The following is a 17,525-nucleotide window of genomic DNA, read 5'->3' as shown; positions in this document are numbered from 1 at the left end:
GCAAGGGCTGTTAATAAAGAATCTCTGGCCCAATGTCTTGAACTGACTTACAACCAGTAACAATCATCGCCTGATAAAGCTCAGCTTTGTACTTATCCATAAGTACTTTGACTGCTTCAACGCCACCGCCGAAAGCGGCTTGCATGACAGGGCGGCCGATTAAGACTGTGTCCGCACCTAAGGCTAAGTATTTTAAGACGTCAGTGCCTGAACGTACGCCACCGTCAACTAAGATAGTGATTTTGCCTTTTAATTCTTCTGCGATTTCGGGGAGTACCGTAGCGGCACCAGGAGTATGATCTAGAATGCGACCACCATGGTTAGATACAACTATTGCTTGAGCACCTGCTTCAGCGGCGGCAACAGCTTCGTCAACAGTCATAATGCCTTTAATAATTAATGGCAATTTCGTAGCTTGTACAAGCTCAGTCAATTCTGCTTTCGTCTTCGGTCCAACTGGTTGACCTTTTAAAGCCATCGTAACCAGTCCAGCACCATCGATATCTATACCAATAGCCGTAACAGCTGTTTTTTCAGCGGCCTTAATACGCTCTATAATCTCATCTTGAGATCGCGGTTTGATACAAGTAATACCTTTTCCTGTCCCTTTAATCGCTTCTAAGCCAGAGTGATACATAGTAGGATCAGCACCGTCACCACCCCAACCGATCAGACCAGCTTCTGCTGAACCTTTCACAATAGCAGTAACCATCTCCAATTCAGAAATAGCACCACCACCATTATAAGAAGCACCAGTAATAGGCGCTCCCATAATTGGCCCTTGTAAAGATTGTCCAAAAATTTCTACAGACATATCAGGCTCTTTAGCATCATGAAGAGTACGCATATTCAACTTAACAGCACTAAGAGCACGAAGGTTTTCTATAAAGGACGAGCCAGTGCCAGCACCTCCCATACCAGGTACTTCTCCTGCGCAGACGCGACCATCACAGGTAGGGCAAATTCGACAAAAACCTTTCATCTTCTCCCGAGCTGAAGCTTTGATTTCTTTTAAGTCCATTACTTATTGAGCTCCTTTCAAACCACTAAGTACAAAACGCTCGAGAGCCACGGCAACTCCACCTTCTTGATTCGTAGGTGCAATCCAACTAGCTCGCTCTCGAACTTCTTGAGCACCATTGCCCATGGCTACTGAAATTCCGGCGTAGTCAAGCATATCTAGATCGTTATAAGAGTCGCCGATGGCCATAACAGCTTCTCGAGAAATATTTAGCCTCTCTGCTAGAAAATGCAGGGCCTCTCCTTTACCTGCTCGACGATCCATAAATTCTAAGTAAAAAGGCTTGGAGCGGGTTACAAAGAGCCGATCACCCCAACGCTCCCGCCCCTCTTTTTCTAGCTTTTTAAGAACTTCAGGATCTCCAATAGCTAAAATTTTGGTAGGATTGTGTTCTTCTAGGAGTGAGGCATGGTCTTGGATCAACGTAGCTGGTACTTTGGCTAACTTGATATAACCTAGACCTTCTTCATCCAACTTCTCCATATACAACTGATCATTTACATATAAATTGACATGTAGCTTTTGATCCCTTAAAAAAGACAGCACTTCCCTAGCTACTGCTTTATCGACAGAACGATGCCAGAGCACTTCACCAGTCTTGGAATCTTTAATTAAAGCTCCTTGATAAACAATGAGTGGTAAAGCCAAGCCCAATTCATTGGCATAAGGAAGGGTCGAGCGATACATGCGACCTGTAGCTAAGGTTACAGTCACACCTTTTTGTTGAGCTTTTTGAATCGCTTCTTTTACCTGCCTTAAAATTTTTAATTCATCAGTCAGTAAGGTATCATCAACATCAATAGCAACTAGTGAAAGGGGCTTTTTTTCTTCTTCTACTTGAGTCACTTTATTTTTCCACTCCTCTTCTATGGATCATTCTGATAAGTTATCCTTTTGCTTGCTTATCAATCTTTGACAAACCAGCTTAGCAGGGTGCTTACCAGAGAAAGTATAATAGCGCCGAAGAAAGCAGACCAGAAACCTGCTATTTCTAAGCCCGGTACAATTGCCGAGACCATCCAGAGCATCAGCCCATTAATCACGAGAGCAAATAAACCGAGCGTTAATACCGTTATAGGTAAAGTAAAAATCAACACTAGCGGTCTGATAAAAGCGTTGACGACACCTAATAAGAAAGCGGCAATCATAGCCTCGGCTATGCCTAGGACTTCAATCCCCGGAATAATAAAAGCCGCTATGACTAAAGCCAGTGTGTTAAAGAGCCAACGCATAATAATGGCGTTCATTTTTTCACCCCTTTTTCTTCATCTTCTAAAGCTAACAAGCTTGCTCGCACCGTTTCCGCTAAGGTAATATTCATGCCCTCCACAACGGCAATTTCTTCCACCGTTGCAGACTTAATTGCTTTCACTGAACCAAAGTGTTGCAGTAAAGCTGTCTTCCTTTTTGGACCAATGCCTGCTATTTTGTCGAGAGCAGAAGTAAGTCCTGCTTTCGAACGCAATTGACGATGATAAGTGATAGCAAAACGATGCGCCTCATCACGGAGACGTTGTACCAGATAAAGAGCTTTAGAATGGCGAGGTAGAACAATCGGCTCTGACGATCCTTCATGGAAAAGCCATTCATTTTCTTTGGCTAATCCAAAGGTAGGGATTATAGCGTAACCATGCTGGACCATTGCTTTACGAGCTGAGCTTAATTGTCCCTTACCACCATCCACTATGACCAGATCGGGCAAGATGGCAAATTTAGCACTCATCGCATCTAAGTGCCCTTCTGCAATCGCCTTCGCCTCTTCTCTAGCTCGAGCAAAACGGCGACCCAATACTTCTTCCATAGAAGCAAAGTCATTAGGTCCTTCAACCGTGCGCACACGAAAGCGTCTATAGTCGGAGCGCTTAGGTGCACCGCCTTCAAAAACAACCATAGAAGCTACCGATTCCTGTCCCATCGTATTGGAGATATCAAAGCATTCTATTCTCCAGGGTATCTCTTCTAGATCTAGGTGCTTTTGCAACTCTAAGACGGCATCTTCTGTCCTTGATTTCTTATGCTGTTGTTCCCGCTCCTGTTGTTCTAAAGTCAAAAGAGCATTCTTGGAAACCATTTCTACTAGTTGATACTTCTTGCCACGCTTAGGAACTACTATATCTACAGAGCCGCCTCTTTTTTCTTTTAGAAAACTTCTAATAAGCTCAGCCTCTTCAGGAGAATCTAAAGGCTCTTGCAAAAGAACTTGCGGCGGGATAAATTCTGATCGGCTGTAATATTGCTTTACAAAAGCAGTAATTACTTGAGATCGATCCATTTCGTCTGTTCCTTCTAAGAAAAAATGTTCTCTACCAATGAGCTTACCAGCACGGATGAAAAAGATTTGCACACATACTTGATTAATACCTCTAGCCATAGCAATAACATCTTGATCTTCTAAAGTTGTGGAGACAACTTTTTGTTTCTCCATGACTCGCTCTAAAGCTTGTAGCTGATTACGAATTTCAGCGGCCTTTTCAAACTCCAACGCTTCGGCGGCCGCCATCATATCTGATTGTAGCCGTCGTAGAATTTGATCTTCTTTACCTTCTAAAAAAGCGATTACATCTTTGATCACTTTGGTATATTCTTCAGTTTTTACTTTACCACTACAAGGCGCTAGACAGCGACCGATGTGGTGATTCAGACAAGACCTTTTACGATGTTTACAATCAGCACCTGCACAAGATCGTAAAGGAAAAAGACTGCGAATCAGATTGACTGTTTCTCGTACTGAACCAGCAGAACTATAAGGGCCAAAATATTTAGCACCATCTTTTTCTAATCTTCTCGTCACGATCAGCCGTGGAAATGATTCCTGTAAAGTTACTTTCAGGTAGGGATAGCTTTTGTCATCTCGCAACATGATGTTATAACGAGGCTTATGTTCTTTAATTAAGGTACATTCTAAAATCAAGGCTTCTAATTCCGAATCCGTCACAATAGTTTCTAGATCTTTGATGCGGCTTACTAGCGCTTGTGTCTTAGCAGTAAGGTTTTTTGAGCCTTGAAAATAAGAGCGCACACGATTTTTTAAGTTAATCGCTTTTCCTACGTAAATAACTTGACCCTGTTCATCTTTCATTAAATAAACACCTGGTTTATTAGGGAGCTTATTCAGCTTTTCCTGTAACATCCAATGCAACCTTTTCACCTCTTTTCTTATGATAGCACACTTAAGGGGATAGCCTACACTGCCTTGTTTTACTCGCACCTTGTTTGAACTTTCTCAGGAAAAAAGAAGGAATCCCACATCCTTCCATAGAAAAACTTTATAAGGAAACTCTATGGTCTTATAGATAAATTCTATAGCCATAGAAGTAGTTATTGATTATTGCATATTAAGGAGGGCTCAATCCTTGGCCTCATTGCAACTCGATTTAACCTATTCGACGGTAAAAGATCAAGTTGACACCTTGGAAAAGGAAGTTTTACAAGCTCATCAAGCTCTTCACCAGGGTACTGGCGCTGGGCATGAGTTCACAGGTTGGCTTAAACTGCCAGAGCAGTATGATCGTGAAGAATTTAGTCGTATAGAAGGGGCAGCCAAAAGAATACAAGCATCTTCTGATGCTCTAATAGTAATAGGTATTGGTGGTTCTTATTTGGGCGCCAAAGCTGCCATTGAGATGCTAACAAATCCTTTTCACAACCAGCTTTCTAGATCTCAAAGACCTGGAACGGAGATTTATTTTGCCGGTCATCATCTTAGCTCCACCTATCTTGCTCAGTTGCTCACCTACTTAGAAGACAAAGATGTTTCCCTCAACGTCATCTCGAAATCGGGAACTACAACTGAGCCAGCTATAGCTTTTCGTTTTTTGCGTCGATGGATGGAAAAAAAGTATGGTCCTGAAGAAGCGCGCAAGCGTATCTATGCGACAACAGATAAATCCAAAGGAGCTCTTAAGCAATTTGCCGATGCTAAAGGCTACGAATGCTTTGTAGTACCTGACGACGTTGGTGGACGCTATTCAGTCCTTACGGCAGTTGGCCTACTTCCTATTGCTGCGGCAGGCATTGATATCAAGCAATTGCTAGCAGGTGCTCGACAAGCTATGGAAAGCTATGCTAAAGAGTCACTTATAGACAATACCTGCTATCAGTACGCAGTTGCTCGTCAGCTTCTATACCGTCAGGGTAAACAAATTGAGCTTCTAGTAAACTATGAGCCTTCTATGCAGTATTTTTCCGAATGGTGGAAGCAACTCTATGGAGAAAGTGAAGGCAAAGAAGGCAAAGGTATTTTCCCTGCTTCTGTAAATTTCTCTACTGATTTACATTCTATGGGACAATACATTCAAGAGGGATTGCGTATCCTAATGGAGACAGTAATTCAGTTCGAGAAGCCGCTTATTGATTTACCACTAGAAGTAGAAGAAGATGACGGAGACGGTCTCAATTTCTTAACCGGCAAAACAATAGACTATGTTAACAAAAAAGCTTTTGCTGGTACTTTGCTTGCTCATGTTGACGGCCAAGTACCTAATCTGGTGCTTAAAGCTCCTGAACAAAGCCCTTATCAATTAGGACAGCTCTTTTACTTCTTCGAAAAAGCTTGCGCTATTAGCGGCTATCTCTTAAAGGTGAACCCCTTCGATCAGCCTGGTGTTGAGTCTTATAAGAAAAATATGTTTGCCCTCTTAGGCAAGCAAGGTTATGAAGCACAAAAAGAAGCTTTAGAAAAAAGGCTATCTTAAGGGTTTACGGTCAATCGGTCTTTATTGGAACATTATGGATGCTTTTCTTGATTTTTAGCTTACTCTGATCTTACTGCAGTTCCCAGAAAGGAGCGGCGGAATAACCTGTTAACCTTGATCTTTACACCCTTAATTGCTGTTGTTCTAGCTCAAGCAATAAAGTTTATTCTAGAATCGATTGAACAAGGTGAAATCTTATGGTTCCGCTTCTTTGAACCCGGTGGTATGCCTAGTTCTCATACGGCTTTAGTCATTTCTCTGGTCACAGCTATTGCTTACCGTCACGGTATTCAGTCTGATCTTTTTGCCCTTGCTGTTGTTTTTGCCGGTGTCGTTGTTTTTGATGCTATGGGTGTCCGTCGTTCTGCTGGCGAGCATGCCAAAACGATTAACCAACTGCTTAACATTATGGGCTTTCGTCGTCATCCTGACGATGGACCTTTGAAGGAACGATTAGGTCATTCGCCAGCTGAAGTAATGGCTGGTGCTTTATTAGGCTTTATTATCGCCTGGTTGCTAAATACTTGAAAAGCTCTTACAAGAGCCAATCTTATACAATATAAGATTGGCTCTTGTTCTATCTCTAGCAATCTTTCCATTCTTACCGTATAATAGAAGTAAGAATATTCACAAAAAGCTTGCTTACTTCTGGCCCTTTTTTAGCAAGGAGGTGTCCTCTATGACAGATCTGGCCCTCTTTTTTAAGTCTATGAATTCGGCCTTCAACGAGTCTATCAGTGATAAATTTAGCTTTCTTTGGATTGATTGGACCTTTACTCATTTTCTCATTCTAGCTATTCTCTTTCATTTCAGCCTAGGTATTCTAGTCGGTTTTTTTGGTAGCCAATGGTATAGAAAGACCGAAGCTTCCAAATCACAGATGAACGAGAAGGAAAAAGGAGATAATGTTTTAGATTTATTTAAAAGAGAGCAACAAGAACCAAGTAATCTTTGGCAAGAGCAAGATTTTACTTCTTCTAATCAGTCTCAGGAAGACAAAAAGAATTTCTAATAGCCCCTCTAACGCTTGCTGTAACAGCTTACAGCAACTATAGGAGGCGGCTTTTTATTTTTTTTGTTTTAAAGTGCTTGAAAATATAGATACCTTTACAAGGTTGGTAAAAATTAAGAAAGCTCTTACTCCTTCTTTTTTTCTTGTAATAAAGTATGATACAATCAAGGCTGTCGCAAAGTAGACAAAGATACTTATCTACATTCCAACTAGGAAGGGATTTGACGGATTTGCTGGAATGGCGCAATATCCCCAGAGGATTCGTCATGGGGATTTCTGACCTTATACCTGGTGTAAGTGGTGGTACTATAGCTTTAGTCTTAGGTATCTACCAGTCGCTCATCAATGCTATTAACGGTATTTTTACAAAAGAATGGAAAAAACATCTCCTTTTTCTCATCCCCCTTGGCTTAGGCATTGGTCTAGCATTGCTCACCGTAAGTCACCTTATGAAATGGCTTATGACGGCTTACCCTAAACCAACTTTTTACTTTTTCTTAGGCTTAATTATTGGAATCATTCCTACTTTGTTAAAAGAGGTTCGCTACAAAGAAACTTTTCGTTCTCATCACTATCTACTATTAGGGCTAGCCGCTTTAGCTGTTGCTGGAACAACTTTGATTAGAGAAGATAACCTAGGCGCGATTATTACTGACTTGAGTTTTTTTGATTACATCCTTCTCTTTTTCTCAGGTTGGTTAGCTAGCTCAGCTATGATCTTGCCTGGTGTAAGTGGCTCATTTATTTTTCTACTATTAGGTGTCTATCCTACAGTTATCCATGCCCTTTCTGTTCTGCATATTCCTATTATCATAACTGTGATCATGGGGATTGGTATTGGGCTCATTCTTACAAGTAAAATCATTCATTATCTCTTCATTCATTATAAGATCGCTACATACGCCGTCATGATCGGATTTGTTGTAGGCTCTATTTTTGTTGTATTCCCCGGCCTAAGCTCTGATATATTTATTATATTTTTGAGTTTTAGTGCCTTTCTTGGCGGCTTGGTAAGTGCTTATCTCCTAGCTACTATAGAGAATCGAAAAATAGCTCAAAAAGAAACTTTATAGAAAACATAAAGGAAGACCCCGTAAAAAGTTGCGGGGTCTTCCTTTGCTTTTTAAGCACTTTCGCTAAGTCAGAACGGAAGCTCCTGCTTTTCGTTGCAAAACCTTTTGTAGGAATTGACCTGTATAAGAAGCTTCTACTTGGCAGATCTCTTCTGGCGTTCCTTTGGCTACAATAGTACCGCCTTTGTTGCCTCCTTCAGGCCCCAAATCGATTATATAGTCGGCTGTTTTGATTACATCAAGATTGTGCTCAATAACTAATACGGTGTCGCCTGCTTCTACTAGGCGCTGTAAAACACCTAGTAGTTTGTGTATATCAGCAATATGCAGTCCCGTTGTTGGTTCATCGAGGATGTATAATGTTTTGCCATTCGAGCGCCTCGATAGCTCTGTAGCTAACTTTACCCTTTGGGCTTCTCCGCCAGATAAAGTAGTAGCTGGTTGACCTAAACGAATATAGCCTAAGCCTACATCTTGTAAAGTCTGAAGTTTACGAGCAATCTTGGGAATAGGTTGGAAAAACTCTAAAGCTTCATCAACTGTCATGGCTAAGACATCGGCTATTGTTTTGCCTTTATAAGTTACTTCTAAGGTTTCCCTATTGTATCTTTTGCCTTTACAAACTTCACAAGGTACGTAGACGTCGGGAAGAAAGTGCATTTCAATCTTAATGATACCGTCGCCTTTGCAAGCTTCACAACGTCCGCCACGAACATTAAAGGAAAAACGGCCAGGACGATAGCCTCGCATCTTAGCATCGGGCACTTGTGAAAAGAGTTCTCTTATGCCGTCAAAGACACCAGTATACGTAGCTGGATTCGAGCGAGGTGTACGTCCGATAGGTGATTGATCAATGTCGATCACTTTTTCTAGATTCTCGATGCCTCGAATCTCTTGGTGAGCACCTGGTTGAGTTTTTGCATTATGCAGTTCCATGGCGAGAGCTTTGTGCAAAATCTCGTTGATGAGTGTTGATTTACCTGAGCCAGAAACACCGGTAACACAAACAAAAAGGTTGAGCGGAAAGGCTACATCGATTTTTTTCAAGTTGTTCTCTTCAGCACCGACCACTTCAATCCATTTCCCATTCCGTTCTTTTCTGGCATCAGGAAGAGGGATGAATTTGCGACCAGAGAGGTATTGACCTGTTACGGATTCGCTTTCCTGCATGATGGCTTCTAGAGTACCCTGGGCAACTACTGTTCCCCCATGAGCACCAGCACCAGGACCAATATCGATGATGTGATCAGCGGCAAGCATGGTGTCTTCATCATGTTCTACAACCAATAATGTGTTACCAAGATTGCGAAGTCGTTCAAGAGTTTGGAGCAACCGTTCGTTATCTCGCTGATGTAAGCCAATAGAAGGCTCATCTAGTACATAGAGAACGCCCATAAGTCCAGAGCCAATCTGCGTAGCCAAACGAATACGCTGAGCTTCTCCACCACTTAAAGTACCAGCACCTCGAGCTAAGGTTAGGTAATTCAAGCCAACGTTATTAAGAAAGCCAAGTCGCTCTCGTATTTCTTTAAGAATTTGTCTAGCGATAATAGCTTCTCGTTCTGTTAATTCAACTTGCTCAAAGAAGCGGTAGCTTTCTTCTACAGACATCTCTGTAATCTGATGAATATTCTTCTCACCTATTAAAACGGCCAAGCTTTCTGGCTTAAGTCGTGCTCCACCACATTGCGGACAAGGTTTTTGCACCATGTACTCTTCAATATCTTCACGTGACCAATCGGACTGCGTTTCACGATGACGGCGCTGTAAATTGGTAATGACCCCTTCAAAAGGAGATTCAAAAAGACGCTTTTCTCCGTCGAAGTTAAGAAACTCAACTTTGATTTTCTCCTTGCCTGTACCATAGAGAATAATCTTTAGCGCTTCATCAGAAAGGTTGTGAACTGGCTCAGTAGTTGAAAAGTCATATTTTTGGGCAAGTGCTCTAAGCATTTCGGGAATAAAAGCAGAGTTCATACGCGCCCAAGGTGCTAAAGCACCACCTTCAAGGCTTTTCTTTTTGTCAGGAATGACTAGCTCGGGCTCGACGACCAGATGGACACCTAAGCCAGTACAGTCAGGGCAAGCACCGTAAGGGGCGTTAAAAGAAAACATTCTAGGCTCAATTTCACCAATGGAGATACCACAATCAGTGCAGGCAAAGTTCTGGGAAAAGAGTAGTTCTGCTTGCCCTATTAAGTCTACAATGACTAAACCTTCTGCTAAGGATAAAGCTACTTCTAAGGAGTCTGCTAGGCGGCGTTCAATATCAGGCCTTAAGACTATGCGATCAATGACTACTTCGATAGTATGCTTTTTGTTTTTTTCCAGACTGATCTCGTCCATGGCTTCCATCACTTCACCATCGATGCGCACACGAACATAACCTTTTTTACGAATATCTTCAATTACTTTTACATGTTCGCCTTTTTTGCCACGAATGAGGGGGGCGAGAATTTGTAACTTCGTTCCTTCTGGATAAGCGATAATCTGGTCCACCATTTGCTCTACTGTTTGCTGTTGAATTGGCTGACCACATTTTGGACAGTGGGCTCTACCGACTCTTGCAAAAAGTAAACGTAGATAATCATAAATCTCTGTTACAGTACCCACAGTAGAACGTGGATTCTTCGATGTCGTCTTTTGATCAATAGAAATAGCTGGCGATAGACCTTCAATATAATCAACATCTGGCTTATCCATCTGTCCGAGAAACTGACGGGCATAAGCAGAAAGTGATTCTACGTAACGGCGTTGACCTTCGGCATAAATAGTATCAAAAGCTAGAGAGGACTTCCCTGATCCAGACAAGCCCGTCAAGACGACGAGCTTGTCCCTTGGAATGTCCACGTCAATATTTTTTAAGTTATGAGCCCGAGCACCGCGGACTCGAATAGCATCTGACATGGCTGGCTCCTTTAATTTCTCACTATTTTCTTGAGCTACTTTTTCTTGAACTATCTTTTCCCTGCTTGGCTTTTGTCTGCTTGCCTTTTCCTTGCGCAGGCGTACCGCCTTTGAGTTCAATAATAAGGTCACGCAACAAGGCCGCTCTCTCAAACTCTAGAGCTTTAGACGCTTCGATCATTTCTTTTTCTAAATCTTTAATGACTACAGCAGGATCTTCTTTGCCTTGGCCTTCTTTGCGACGCAGGAGGGTGGCGGCTCTAGCTAATGCTGTACCGGAAGGTCCTGTACTGTAGTCAGCTTGACTTTCGGCCGCTTTCGTTGCTTCTAAGATGTTACGAACTGCTTTTTTTACTGTTCGGGGAATGATACCATGCTTTTCATTGTAAGCAACTTGAATCTCACGACGACGATTTGTTTCGTCGATTGCTTTTTGCATCGATTGGGTTATCTTATCTGCATACATAATTACTCGCCCTTCTACGTTCCGAGCAGCACGTCCAATAGTTTGGATCAGAGAGCGTTCAGAACGCAAAAAGCCTTCTTTATCAGCATCTAAGATGGCTACAAGACCTACTTCAGGCAAATCAAGACCTTCTCGCAGTAAGTTAATGCCTACGAGAACGTCAAATTCTCCTAAGCGCAAATCACGAATTATTTCCATCCGTTCAATTGCATCAACGTCAGAATGCATCCAGCGCACAGGGACTCCTACTTGACGGATGTAAGCTGTTAAATCTTCAGCCATTTTTTTTGTCAATGTTGTCACTAAGATACGTTGACCTTTTTTTATTTTTTGACGAATCTCTTCGAGCAGATCGTCAATCTGACCTTGTACAGGTCTGATATCAATAATAGGATCAACAAGACCGGTAGGACGAATGATTTGTTCAACCACTTGCTGACTCTTTTCCATTTCATAAGGGCCTGGCGTAGCCGATACGTAGACTACTTGGTTAACCATGTCTTCAAACTCATTAAACTGCAAAGGTCGGTTATCAGCGGCTGAAGGCAAACGAAAACCATGTTCGATTAAAGTACCTTTTCTAGAGCGGTCGCCAGCGTACATGGCGCCGACTTGAGGCACTGTAACGTGAGATTCGTCGATAAGCATTAGAAAATCTTTTGGGAAAAAGTGCAATAAAGTATAGGGCGCTTCGCCAGGTTGACGGAAGGTAAGATGACGGGAGTAGTTTTCAATGCCTGTGCAAAAACCCATCTCACGAAGCATTTCGATATCATAACGAGTGCGTTGCGCTAGTCGTTGTGCTTCTACTAGTTTTTCTTGGCCTTTTAGCTCTGCTAAGCGCTCTTCTAGTTCCGCTTCAATGTTAGCAATAGCTATTTCTAATTTATCTCGGGCTGTTACATAGTGAGATTTGGGAAAAATAGAGATATGGTAACGATCTGCTAGGATTTCTCCCGTTAAAGTGTCAATCTCGCGAATACGCTCTAGTTCATCGCCAAAAAATTCTAAGCGTACTGCTTTTTCTGTATACGAAGCTGGGTAGATTTCAATAACGTCACCGCGTACACGAAAAGTTCCTCGGGTGAAGTTAATATTATTACGGCTATATTGAATCTCTACGAGTCGACGCAATAGTGCATCTTGATCGTAAGATCTTCCTTTCCATAAAGAGATCATCTGATCAAGGTATTCAGCAGGAGAGCCTAAACCGTAGATACAAGAAACGGAAGCAACAATAATCACATCTCGCCGCTCAATCAGCGCCGCTGTAGCTGAATGGCGCAGTTTATCAATTTCATCGTTAATGGAGGCATCTTTTTCAATATAGGTATCCGATTGAGGTACGTAAGCTTCTGGTTGATAGTAATCATAATAACTGACAAAATACTCAACTGCATTATCAGGAAAAAACTCTTTGAACTCAGCACAAAGCTGAGCCGCTAAAGTTTTGTTATGAGCTAAAACGAGCGTAGGCCGTTGTAGTTTTTCAATGATGGCGGCCATGGTAAAAGTTTTGCCTGTCCCTGTTGCTCCGAGCAAAGTCTGATGCTTCGTTCCCTTAAGAATGTTCTGGGTCAGCTTTTCAATCGCTTGTGGCTGATCGCCCTTGGGGGTGAATTCTGTTTTTAATTGAAAAGGAATTTGCTGATTTTTTTCATCCATGGCTTCACCTCCTGACAAAAAATAAAGCCGGGCCCAACCCGATCATTTTATCTGTAATTGTAGAGAGCTTTAGAGAGAATCATTACTATTTTCTATTATAACACAAAGTGCAGTTTTTGCAGAACTTTTGCACATCACTATCCTAGGGACGACAAAAGCCAGCACCCTTGAAGGAAGGGTACTGGCTTTAAAGTCACTGTGCACTGTGCAATTAGCCCTACTTAAAACTGAGCTAGTTCTGCTGGCATTTCAATAGCACCAGAAACATCTGGAAAAGTAACAGGTTCATTGAGATTCTTCATGACAGCAGAGCCTTTAAATGTCTGCTCAACGATTACACCAGGTTCTGCTTCTATCTTTTGTATTCCTGAAAAATCGAAGAGATCAGAAACATAGGTGTCAGCGTTGATATAGTAGTTATAGGTGATTGTTAACTGCAAGTTTTCTAAAAATCTTTGCATCTCTTCTTGACCTTGTGGTGTTACGTTAGTAAAAGGATAGTTGTTTTCGGCAATAAAAGAGTATTCTTTTTCAGTAAAAGTAAATTGAATGACATAATATTTTTGACCATTTATGACTTTTTCTTCTAAGGCGATAGGCTCTATACCCATTTGCACCATTTGTTCAACAGCTGTAACAGGATCTTGCGAGTTTTTGGCCAATTCTTTGTAAGCTTCACTGTAAGCTTCGGAACGGAACCACTGATCGCTTTCCTCTAAGCCCATGGCTTCTCCTAGGAAGCTCATATTCATGTAAAGATAGTTGCCATCAGAGTAAACTTCTGTTGAAATACTTTCAGGCATATCAGGTGGCATCTCTTCTAGCTCAGGCATGAATACGGTGTTTACGACGTAATACTTGTCAGGTTTTTCAAAATACCCTAAAGTAGCTATGTTCATATCCATGTTGTTAAGGCTAGCGTTCATAGCAGGGTCTACTTCTTCCGGCAGTCCTGTCACCGTTGTTTGCATGTTGATCTGGCCTTCAAAGGTATAGCTCTCTAACTGCAGTGATGCATAAGTAGACTTGAGTAACAATTCCATAGCTCTGTTCTCTGCCATAGCAATACGAACTACACCAGCGTCCCACTGTACATCTGCACCAAAAGCTTGAGCAAAAGCTCGCAGGGGTACCATTGCTCGGTCATTCGCAATCTTCGGCGCTACCTCAAGCTCTTCTGTTTCTCCATTAATGCAAATTCTGTTGTCTCCAATAACTAAAGTGATCGTCTTTTCTCCTTTGGTTGCCACAATAGCTTGCTCTTCTTCTATGTAATTAACTTTAGCACCAAACTTCTCACCTAGTTCTCGGAATGGAAGCAGAATACGGTCTTGTTCCCAGACAGGAGCTGTTTCTAGAACCATCGGTTGATCATTTACAACAATAGAGATAGCTTCTTCTTCGGCCATGGCCATTGCAGGACCGAACATGAGACCTAGCGCCAGTGTTGAAGAAAGTAATTTTTTCTTCATCAGATTCCTCCCCTTCTTACCTTAACTGTACTTATTCTTCTGACTGTTCCAACGACTTGTGCTACACTAAAATAAGATTATGCAAGGATTGGTATATATACCATCATACTATTGTTGTTACTTATTTCTCAAGTCTTTTCTTGTGGCTCAAGATAATCACTTAACTAACAGCAAACCCTCACTTGAAAACTCTCCTGCACTACAGCTTAAAAGGCGGTTGAAATCAAATTGAATACTTCTCCAATAAATGAATCCTTACTTGAGGAAATGGAAACAGAAGCAAAACAAAATTATGTCCCTATATTGTCACGAGAAGGCGGTCAATTTCTGCGTTGGCTTACCTTGTTGAAGAAACCACGTCGTCTTTTAGAAATAGGTACTGCCATCGGTTATTCTACTTACTGGCTTGGTCAAGGCTTACCTGCTGATGGATCAATTGTAACAATTGAAAAAGATGAAAAGCGTTTAGCAAGAGCTCGCTATTATTTAGGACAAGCAAATCTTCTTGATCGAGTTACATTACTACCAGGCGATGCCGGAGATTTGCTGAATCAGCTAGAAGGCCCTTTTGACTTTGTTTTTTTGGATGGTCCTAAAGGGCAGTACCCTCGTTACCTTGAACAGATTGAAAAAATAACCCAACCTGGAGCTCTCTTAGTTGCAGACAATCTTTATCTTAGCGGCTTAGCTGTTGGGGATCGTAAGCCAATTCGCTATACAACTATGGCTCGCCGCTTAAAAGAATACCGTCAAATCATTACAGAAAGCCCTCATTGGGAAAGCCAATTACTCTCTGTCGGCGACGGCTTTGCCTTGAGTCTTCGTAAGTCATAATTCGTACGTCATAAAAAGATGGATGAGCTCAGGCTTTTGCCCTATATAAGAAGAAAGCAAAAAATAAGAAGAAAGCGAAAAAAAGGAAGAAAAAAGCCCTAACTGTTTTGATACAGTTAGGACTTTTTTTACGTCTCTGATCTTAAGCTTGTGCCTTAGTCGACTCTGCTTTGATAGAGCTATCAGTTTCTTGAGTCAGCAAGCTAACTACGACAAGCACAATAGCACTGATAGGCAAGGTAGTTACGAGTGGATCTATATAAGTCCAAGGTGCAGAAGCTATGGAAGTTACACCGAAGAGCTTTTGACTAACTCCAAAAATAGCGGCCTCTTTTTCATGAATAAAGAGAACGATGAAGAGATAGGTTAGGGTGGCTACAACCATGCTAGAAGCGGCACCAACCCGCGTCACTTTGGGCCAGTAGAGCGCTGCTGTGTACATAGGCAAAAAGGCGGAAGCACAGAGACCAAAGAAAAGAGCTGTAGCAATTGCAATAATGCTCGTTGGAAGCTGTAAGGCTAGCAATAAAGTGATTACAAAAGCCATAATTGTTCCTATGCGAGCCCATAACAAAGTCTTCCCATCGCGACGTTTTGTTGAAGACATGAGGTCATAAGCTAAAGAAGTAGCAATCAGGTGAAATTGACCGCTTAGTGTAGACATGGCCGCCGCCAACAAAGAAAGTAAAAAAAGTACCATAACCCAGGGCGGCATGGATTCTGTGATCAGAAGTGGGATAATGCGGTCCACGTTAGGCGTTCCACCACCAGCCGCTGTAGCGGCTAAAGCAAGTTGTGATGATGTTTCATAAAAATAAACGTTGGACAATGCACCTACTGTGAAGGCTGTGCCTGTCATAAAGAGAATGAAAACACCACCTACACCCATGGCGCGATAGATTTCCTTAGAGCTAGAAACGGTCATATAGCGAACAGCTAGTTGTGGTTGTGCTAGAACACCAATACCGACACCCAAGACAAGTGTAGATATAACAAACCACCAGATCTCAGAACCAAACTCAGGCATGGATGCCCAACCTCGGTGGCCTTGTTCTACTAAGGCCGCTGGGACAAGATCAGCCATATTATGAAGTTTTTCGTGAGCTACTGATAAGCCACCTAGTTGTGTGTAGGTGAGAATTAGCAGTGTTGCCATCCCGAAAAACATAATCGTACTTTGTAAGGCATCATTATAAATAACACCACGTAAGCCACCAAAAAAGACATAAGTCACAACAATAATAGCAAAGATGAGCAAGGCTGTATGATAATTCATCGTTAAGGCTTGTTCCATGTAGCGAGCACCACCAATCATAACGGCGGCGGCATAAAGGGGCATAGCTAGTGAAATAACGACTGCAGAAAAACGACGAATAAAGGGCGATTCAAAGCGAGCACCTAGAAATTCTGGAAAAGAATGTACACCTAAGCTGTGAGCCATCTTTCTTGTTCGAACTCCAAAAACCATAAAAGCGATAAAAACACCGACAAGAATATTACATAAAGTCAACCAGAGCAAACTCATGCCATAAACACCAGCGGCACCACCAAAACCTACGATTGCTGAAGTAGAGATAAAGGTAGAACCATAAGCCATAGCCATCAAAAAGGGATGCACGTTACCCCCGGCGATCATATAATCTTTGGCCGAACGAGTATGACGATAGCCGAGATAACCTAAGTACACAGTTGCTCCTAAGTACAGTACTGCCATTACATAAAGCAAAGAATGGTCCATCTTTTTTTTTAACCTCCTACCATACTATCTAGTCTTCTCGATTCCAACCCCAAGCGGCATAGACAACGCAAAGTACCGCTGAGGCAAGACTAAGTACGTAAGCCGCTGCGATCCATGGATCATGTAGTCCCAGCATTCTCTTCATCTCCTTTACGCTTTTATTAATTTAGAAAACAAAAAACCCGTCCTTTGCCTTGAAGGCAAGGGACGGGAGACTTTATTACCCGCGGTACCACCCTTGTTGGCTTCGGCGTACTTTCTCTCGAAAGACGCTGAAGTACCCACCTCAGCAGAGTACGGGCAAGAAAACTTACCGATACCCCCTTCTGTTAACGGTAGAAGTTCCGGCCTCACCTACCAATTGCCTAGCTTATTAAAAAGCATAGCAACCTTCAGCTGGCAACTCCAAGGTGAACTTCGCCTTACTTCTTCAGACCGGGCTCACACCTATCTCCCGGATCTCTGGGCTGGATCAATAAGGGTACTTTACCTCTTCATCGTTATTAGAGTAGAAACTATTCAATTGCTTGCTATTTTAGCATTGAAAAGCCTGTCCTGACAATAGCTTTTTCTTGCTTTTTCATGATACTTTCCATCTTTATTAGCTCATACTACAGAAGAAGTAGTATCCCCTAATCTTACT

General features: G+C 42.1%; 14 protein-coding genes and 1 other annotated feature. Of the genes, 5 read left to right on the top strand and 9 right to left on the bottom strand.

Annotation, left to right across the window (positions count from 1 at the left end):
* Positions 1-10: 10 nt before the first annotated feature.
* From F9B85_RS09730 to uvrC, 4 genes are read right to left on the bottom strand one after another with little or no spacing between them, the layout of a single operon-like run.
* The gene (locus tag F9B85_RS09730) at positions 11-1,021 is read right to left on the bottom strand and encodes an alpha-hydroxy-acid oxidizing protein (RefSeq protein WP_151620373.1); all 1,011 of its coding nucleotides are present in this window, start codon (positions 1,019-1,021) and stop codon (positions 11-13) included.
* Positions 1,022-1,024: 3 nt separating this feature from the next.
* The gene (locus tag F9B85_RS09725) at positions 1,025-1,867 is read right to left on the bottom strand and encodes a Cof-type HAD-IIB family hydrolase (RefSeq protein ID WP_170270400.1); all 843 of its coding nucleotides are present in this window, start codon (positions 1,865-1,867) and stop codon (positions 1,025-1,027) included.
* Between the two features lie 59 nt (positions 1,868-1,926).
* Positions 1,927-2,268, bottom strand: a complete 342-nt coding sequence (locus tag F9B85_RS09720; RefSeq protein WP_151620369.1) for a phage holin family protein — start codon at positions 2,266-2,268, stop codon at positions 1,927-1,929.
* Complete coding sequence (uvrC, locus tag F9B85_RS09715) at positions 2,265-4,151, bottom strand: excinuclease ABC subunit UvrC (protein WP_151620561.1); 1,887 nt, start codon at positions 4,149-4,151, stop codon at positions 2,265-2,267. Before uvrC ends, F9B85_RS09720 begins: the two co-directional genes overlap by 4 nt.
* Before the next feature lie 223 nt (positions 4,152-4,374).
* Here uvrC and F9B85_RS09710 point away from each other — a divergent pair, with 223 nt between their 5' ends.
* From F9B85_RS09710 to F9B85_RS09695, 4 genes are all read left to right on the top strand, one after another.
* Complete coding sequence (locus tag F9B85_RS09710; protein ID WP_151620367.1) at positions 4,375-5,715, top strand: glucose-6-phosphate isomerase; 1,341 nt, start codon at positions 4,375-4,377, stop codon at positions 5,713-5,715.
* A gap of 114 nt (positions 5,716-5,829) precedes the next feature.
* Positions 5,830-6,243 carry a divergent PAP2 family protein gene (locus F9B85_RS09705; protein ID WP_170270399.1) on the top strand — a complete coding sequence of 138 codons (414 nt, stop codon included), beginning with the start codon at positions 5,830-5,832 and terminating at the stop codon, positions 6,241-6,243.
* Positions 6,244-6,394: 151 nt separating this feature from the next.
* Positions 6,395-6,727: a hypothetical protein gene (locus F9B85_RS09700; RefSeq protein ID WP_151620363.1), complete on the top strand. Its 333-nt coding sequence runs from the start codon at positions 6,395-6,397 to the stop codon at positions 6,725-6,727.
* A 221-nt stretch (positions 6,728-6,948) separates the two neighbouring features.
* Positions 6,949-7,800, top strand: coding sequence for a DUF368 domain-containing protein (locus tag F9B85_RS09695; RefSeq protein ID WP_207707095.1), 852 nt, complete (start codon positions 6,949-6,951; stop codon positions 7,798-7,800).
* Positions 7,801-7,863: 63 nt separating this feature from the next.
* On the opposite strand, the gene uvrA is transcribed toward F9B85_RS09695, so the two are convergent.
* The 3 genes from uvrA to F9B85_RS09680 all read right to left on the bottom strand — a co-directional run bounded on the left by uvrA (position 7,864) and on the right by F9B85_RS09680 (position 14,310).
* Positions 7,864-10,707 carry an excinuclease ABC subunit UvrA gene (gene uvrA / locus F9B85_RS09690; protein ID WP_151620557.1) on the bottom strand — a complete coding sequence of 948 codons (2,844 nt, stop codon included), beginning with the start codon at positions 10,705-10,707 and terminating at the stop codon, positions 7,864-7,866.
* A 22-nt stretch (positions 10,708-10,729) separates the two neighbouring features.
* Positions 10,730-12,838 carry an excinuclease ABC subunit UvrB gene (gene uvrB / locus F9B85_RS09685; protein WP_151620361.1) on the bottom strand — a complete coding sequence of 703 codons (2,109 nt, stop codon included), beginning with the start codon at positions 12,836-12,838 and terminating at the stop codon, positions 10,730-10,732.
* 221 nt (positions 12,839-13,059) lie between these two features.
* Positions 13,060-14,310, bottom strand: a complete 1,251-nt coding sequence (locus F9B85_RS09680) for a copper amine oxidase N-terminal domain-containing protein (RefSeq protein ID WP_151620359.1) — start codon at positions 14,308-14,310, stop codon at positions 13,060-13,062.
* 228 nt (positions 14,311-14,538) lie between these two features.
* Between F9B85_RS09680 and F9B85_RS09675 the strand changes: the two genes are divergently transcribed.
* The gene (locus F9B85_RS09675) at positions 14,539-15,144 is read left to right on the top strand and encodes an O-methyltransferase (protein WP_151620357.1); all 606 of its coding nucleotides are present in this window, start codon (positions 14,539-14,541) and stop codon (positions 15,142-15,144) included.
* 142 nt (positions 15,145-15,286) lie between these two features.
* On the opposite strand, the gene F9B85_RS09670 is transcribed toward F9B85_RS09675, so the two are convergent.
* The gene (locus F9B85_RS09670; RefSeq protein ID WP_151620355.1) at positions 15,287-16,882 is read right to left on the bottom strand and encodes a sodium:solute symporter family protein; all 1,596 of its coding nucleotides are present in this window, start codon (positions 16,880-16,882) and stop codon (positions 15,287-15,289) included.
* A gap of 28 nt (positions 16,883-16,910) precedes the next feature.
* Positions 16,911-17,018 carry a symporter small accessory protein gene (locus F9B85_RS14980; protein WP_341474391.1) on the bottom strand — a complete coding sequence of 36 codons (108 nt, stop codon included), beginning with the start codon at positions 17,016-17,018 and terminating at the stop codon, positions 16,911-16,913.
* Positions 17,019-17,082: 64 nt separating this feature from the next.
* Positions 17,083-17,389, bottom strand: a binding site (T-box leader).
* Between the last annotated feature and the right edge of the window lie 136 nt (positions 17,390-17,525).

Origin of the sequence: Heliorestis acidaminivorans (assembly GCF_008933955.1) — a bacterium.
GTDB lineage: Bacteria > Bacillota > Desulfitobacteriia > Heliobacteriales > Heliobacteriaceae > Heliorestis > Heliorestis acidaminivorans.
The sequence above is the reverse complement of the archived record's forward strand: the minus strand, read 5'-3'. Positions and strand labels throughout refer to the sequence as shown.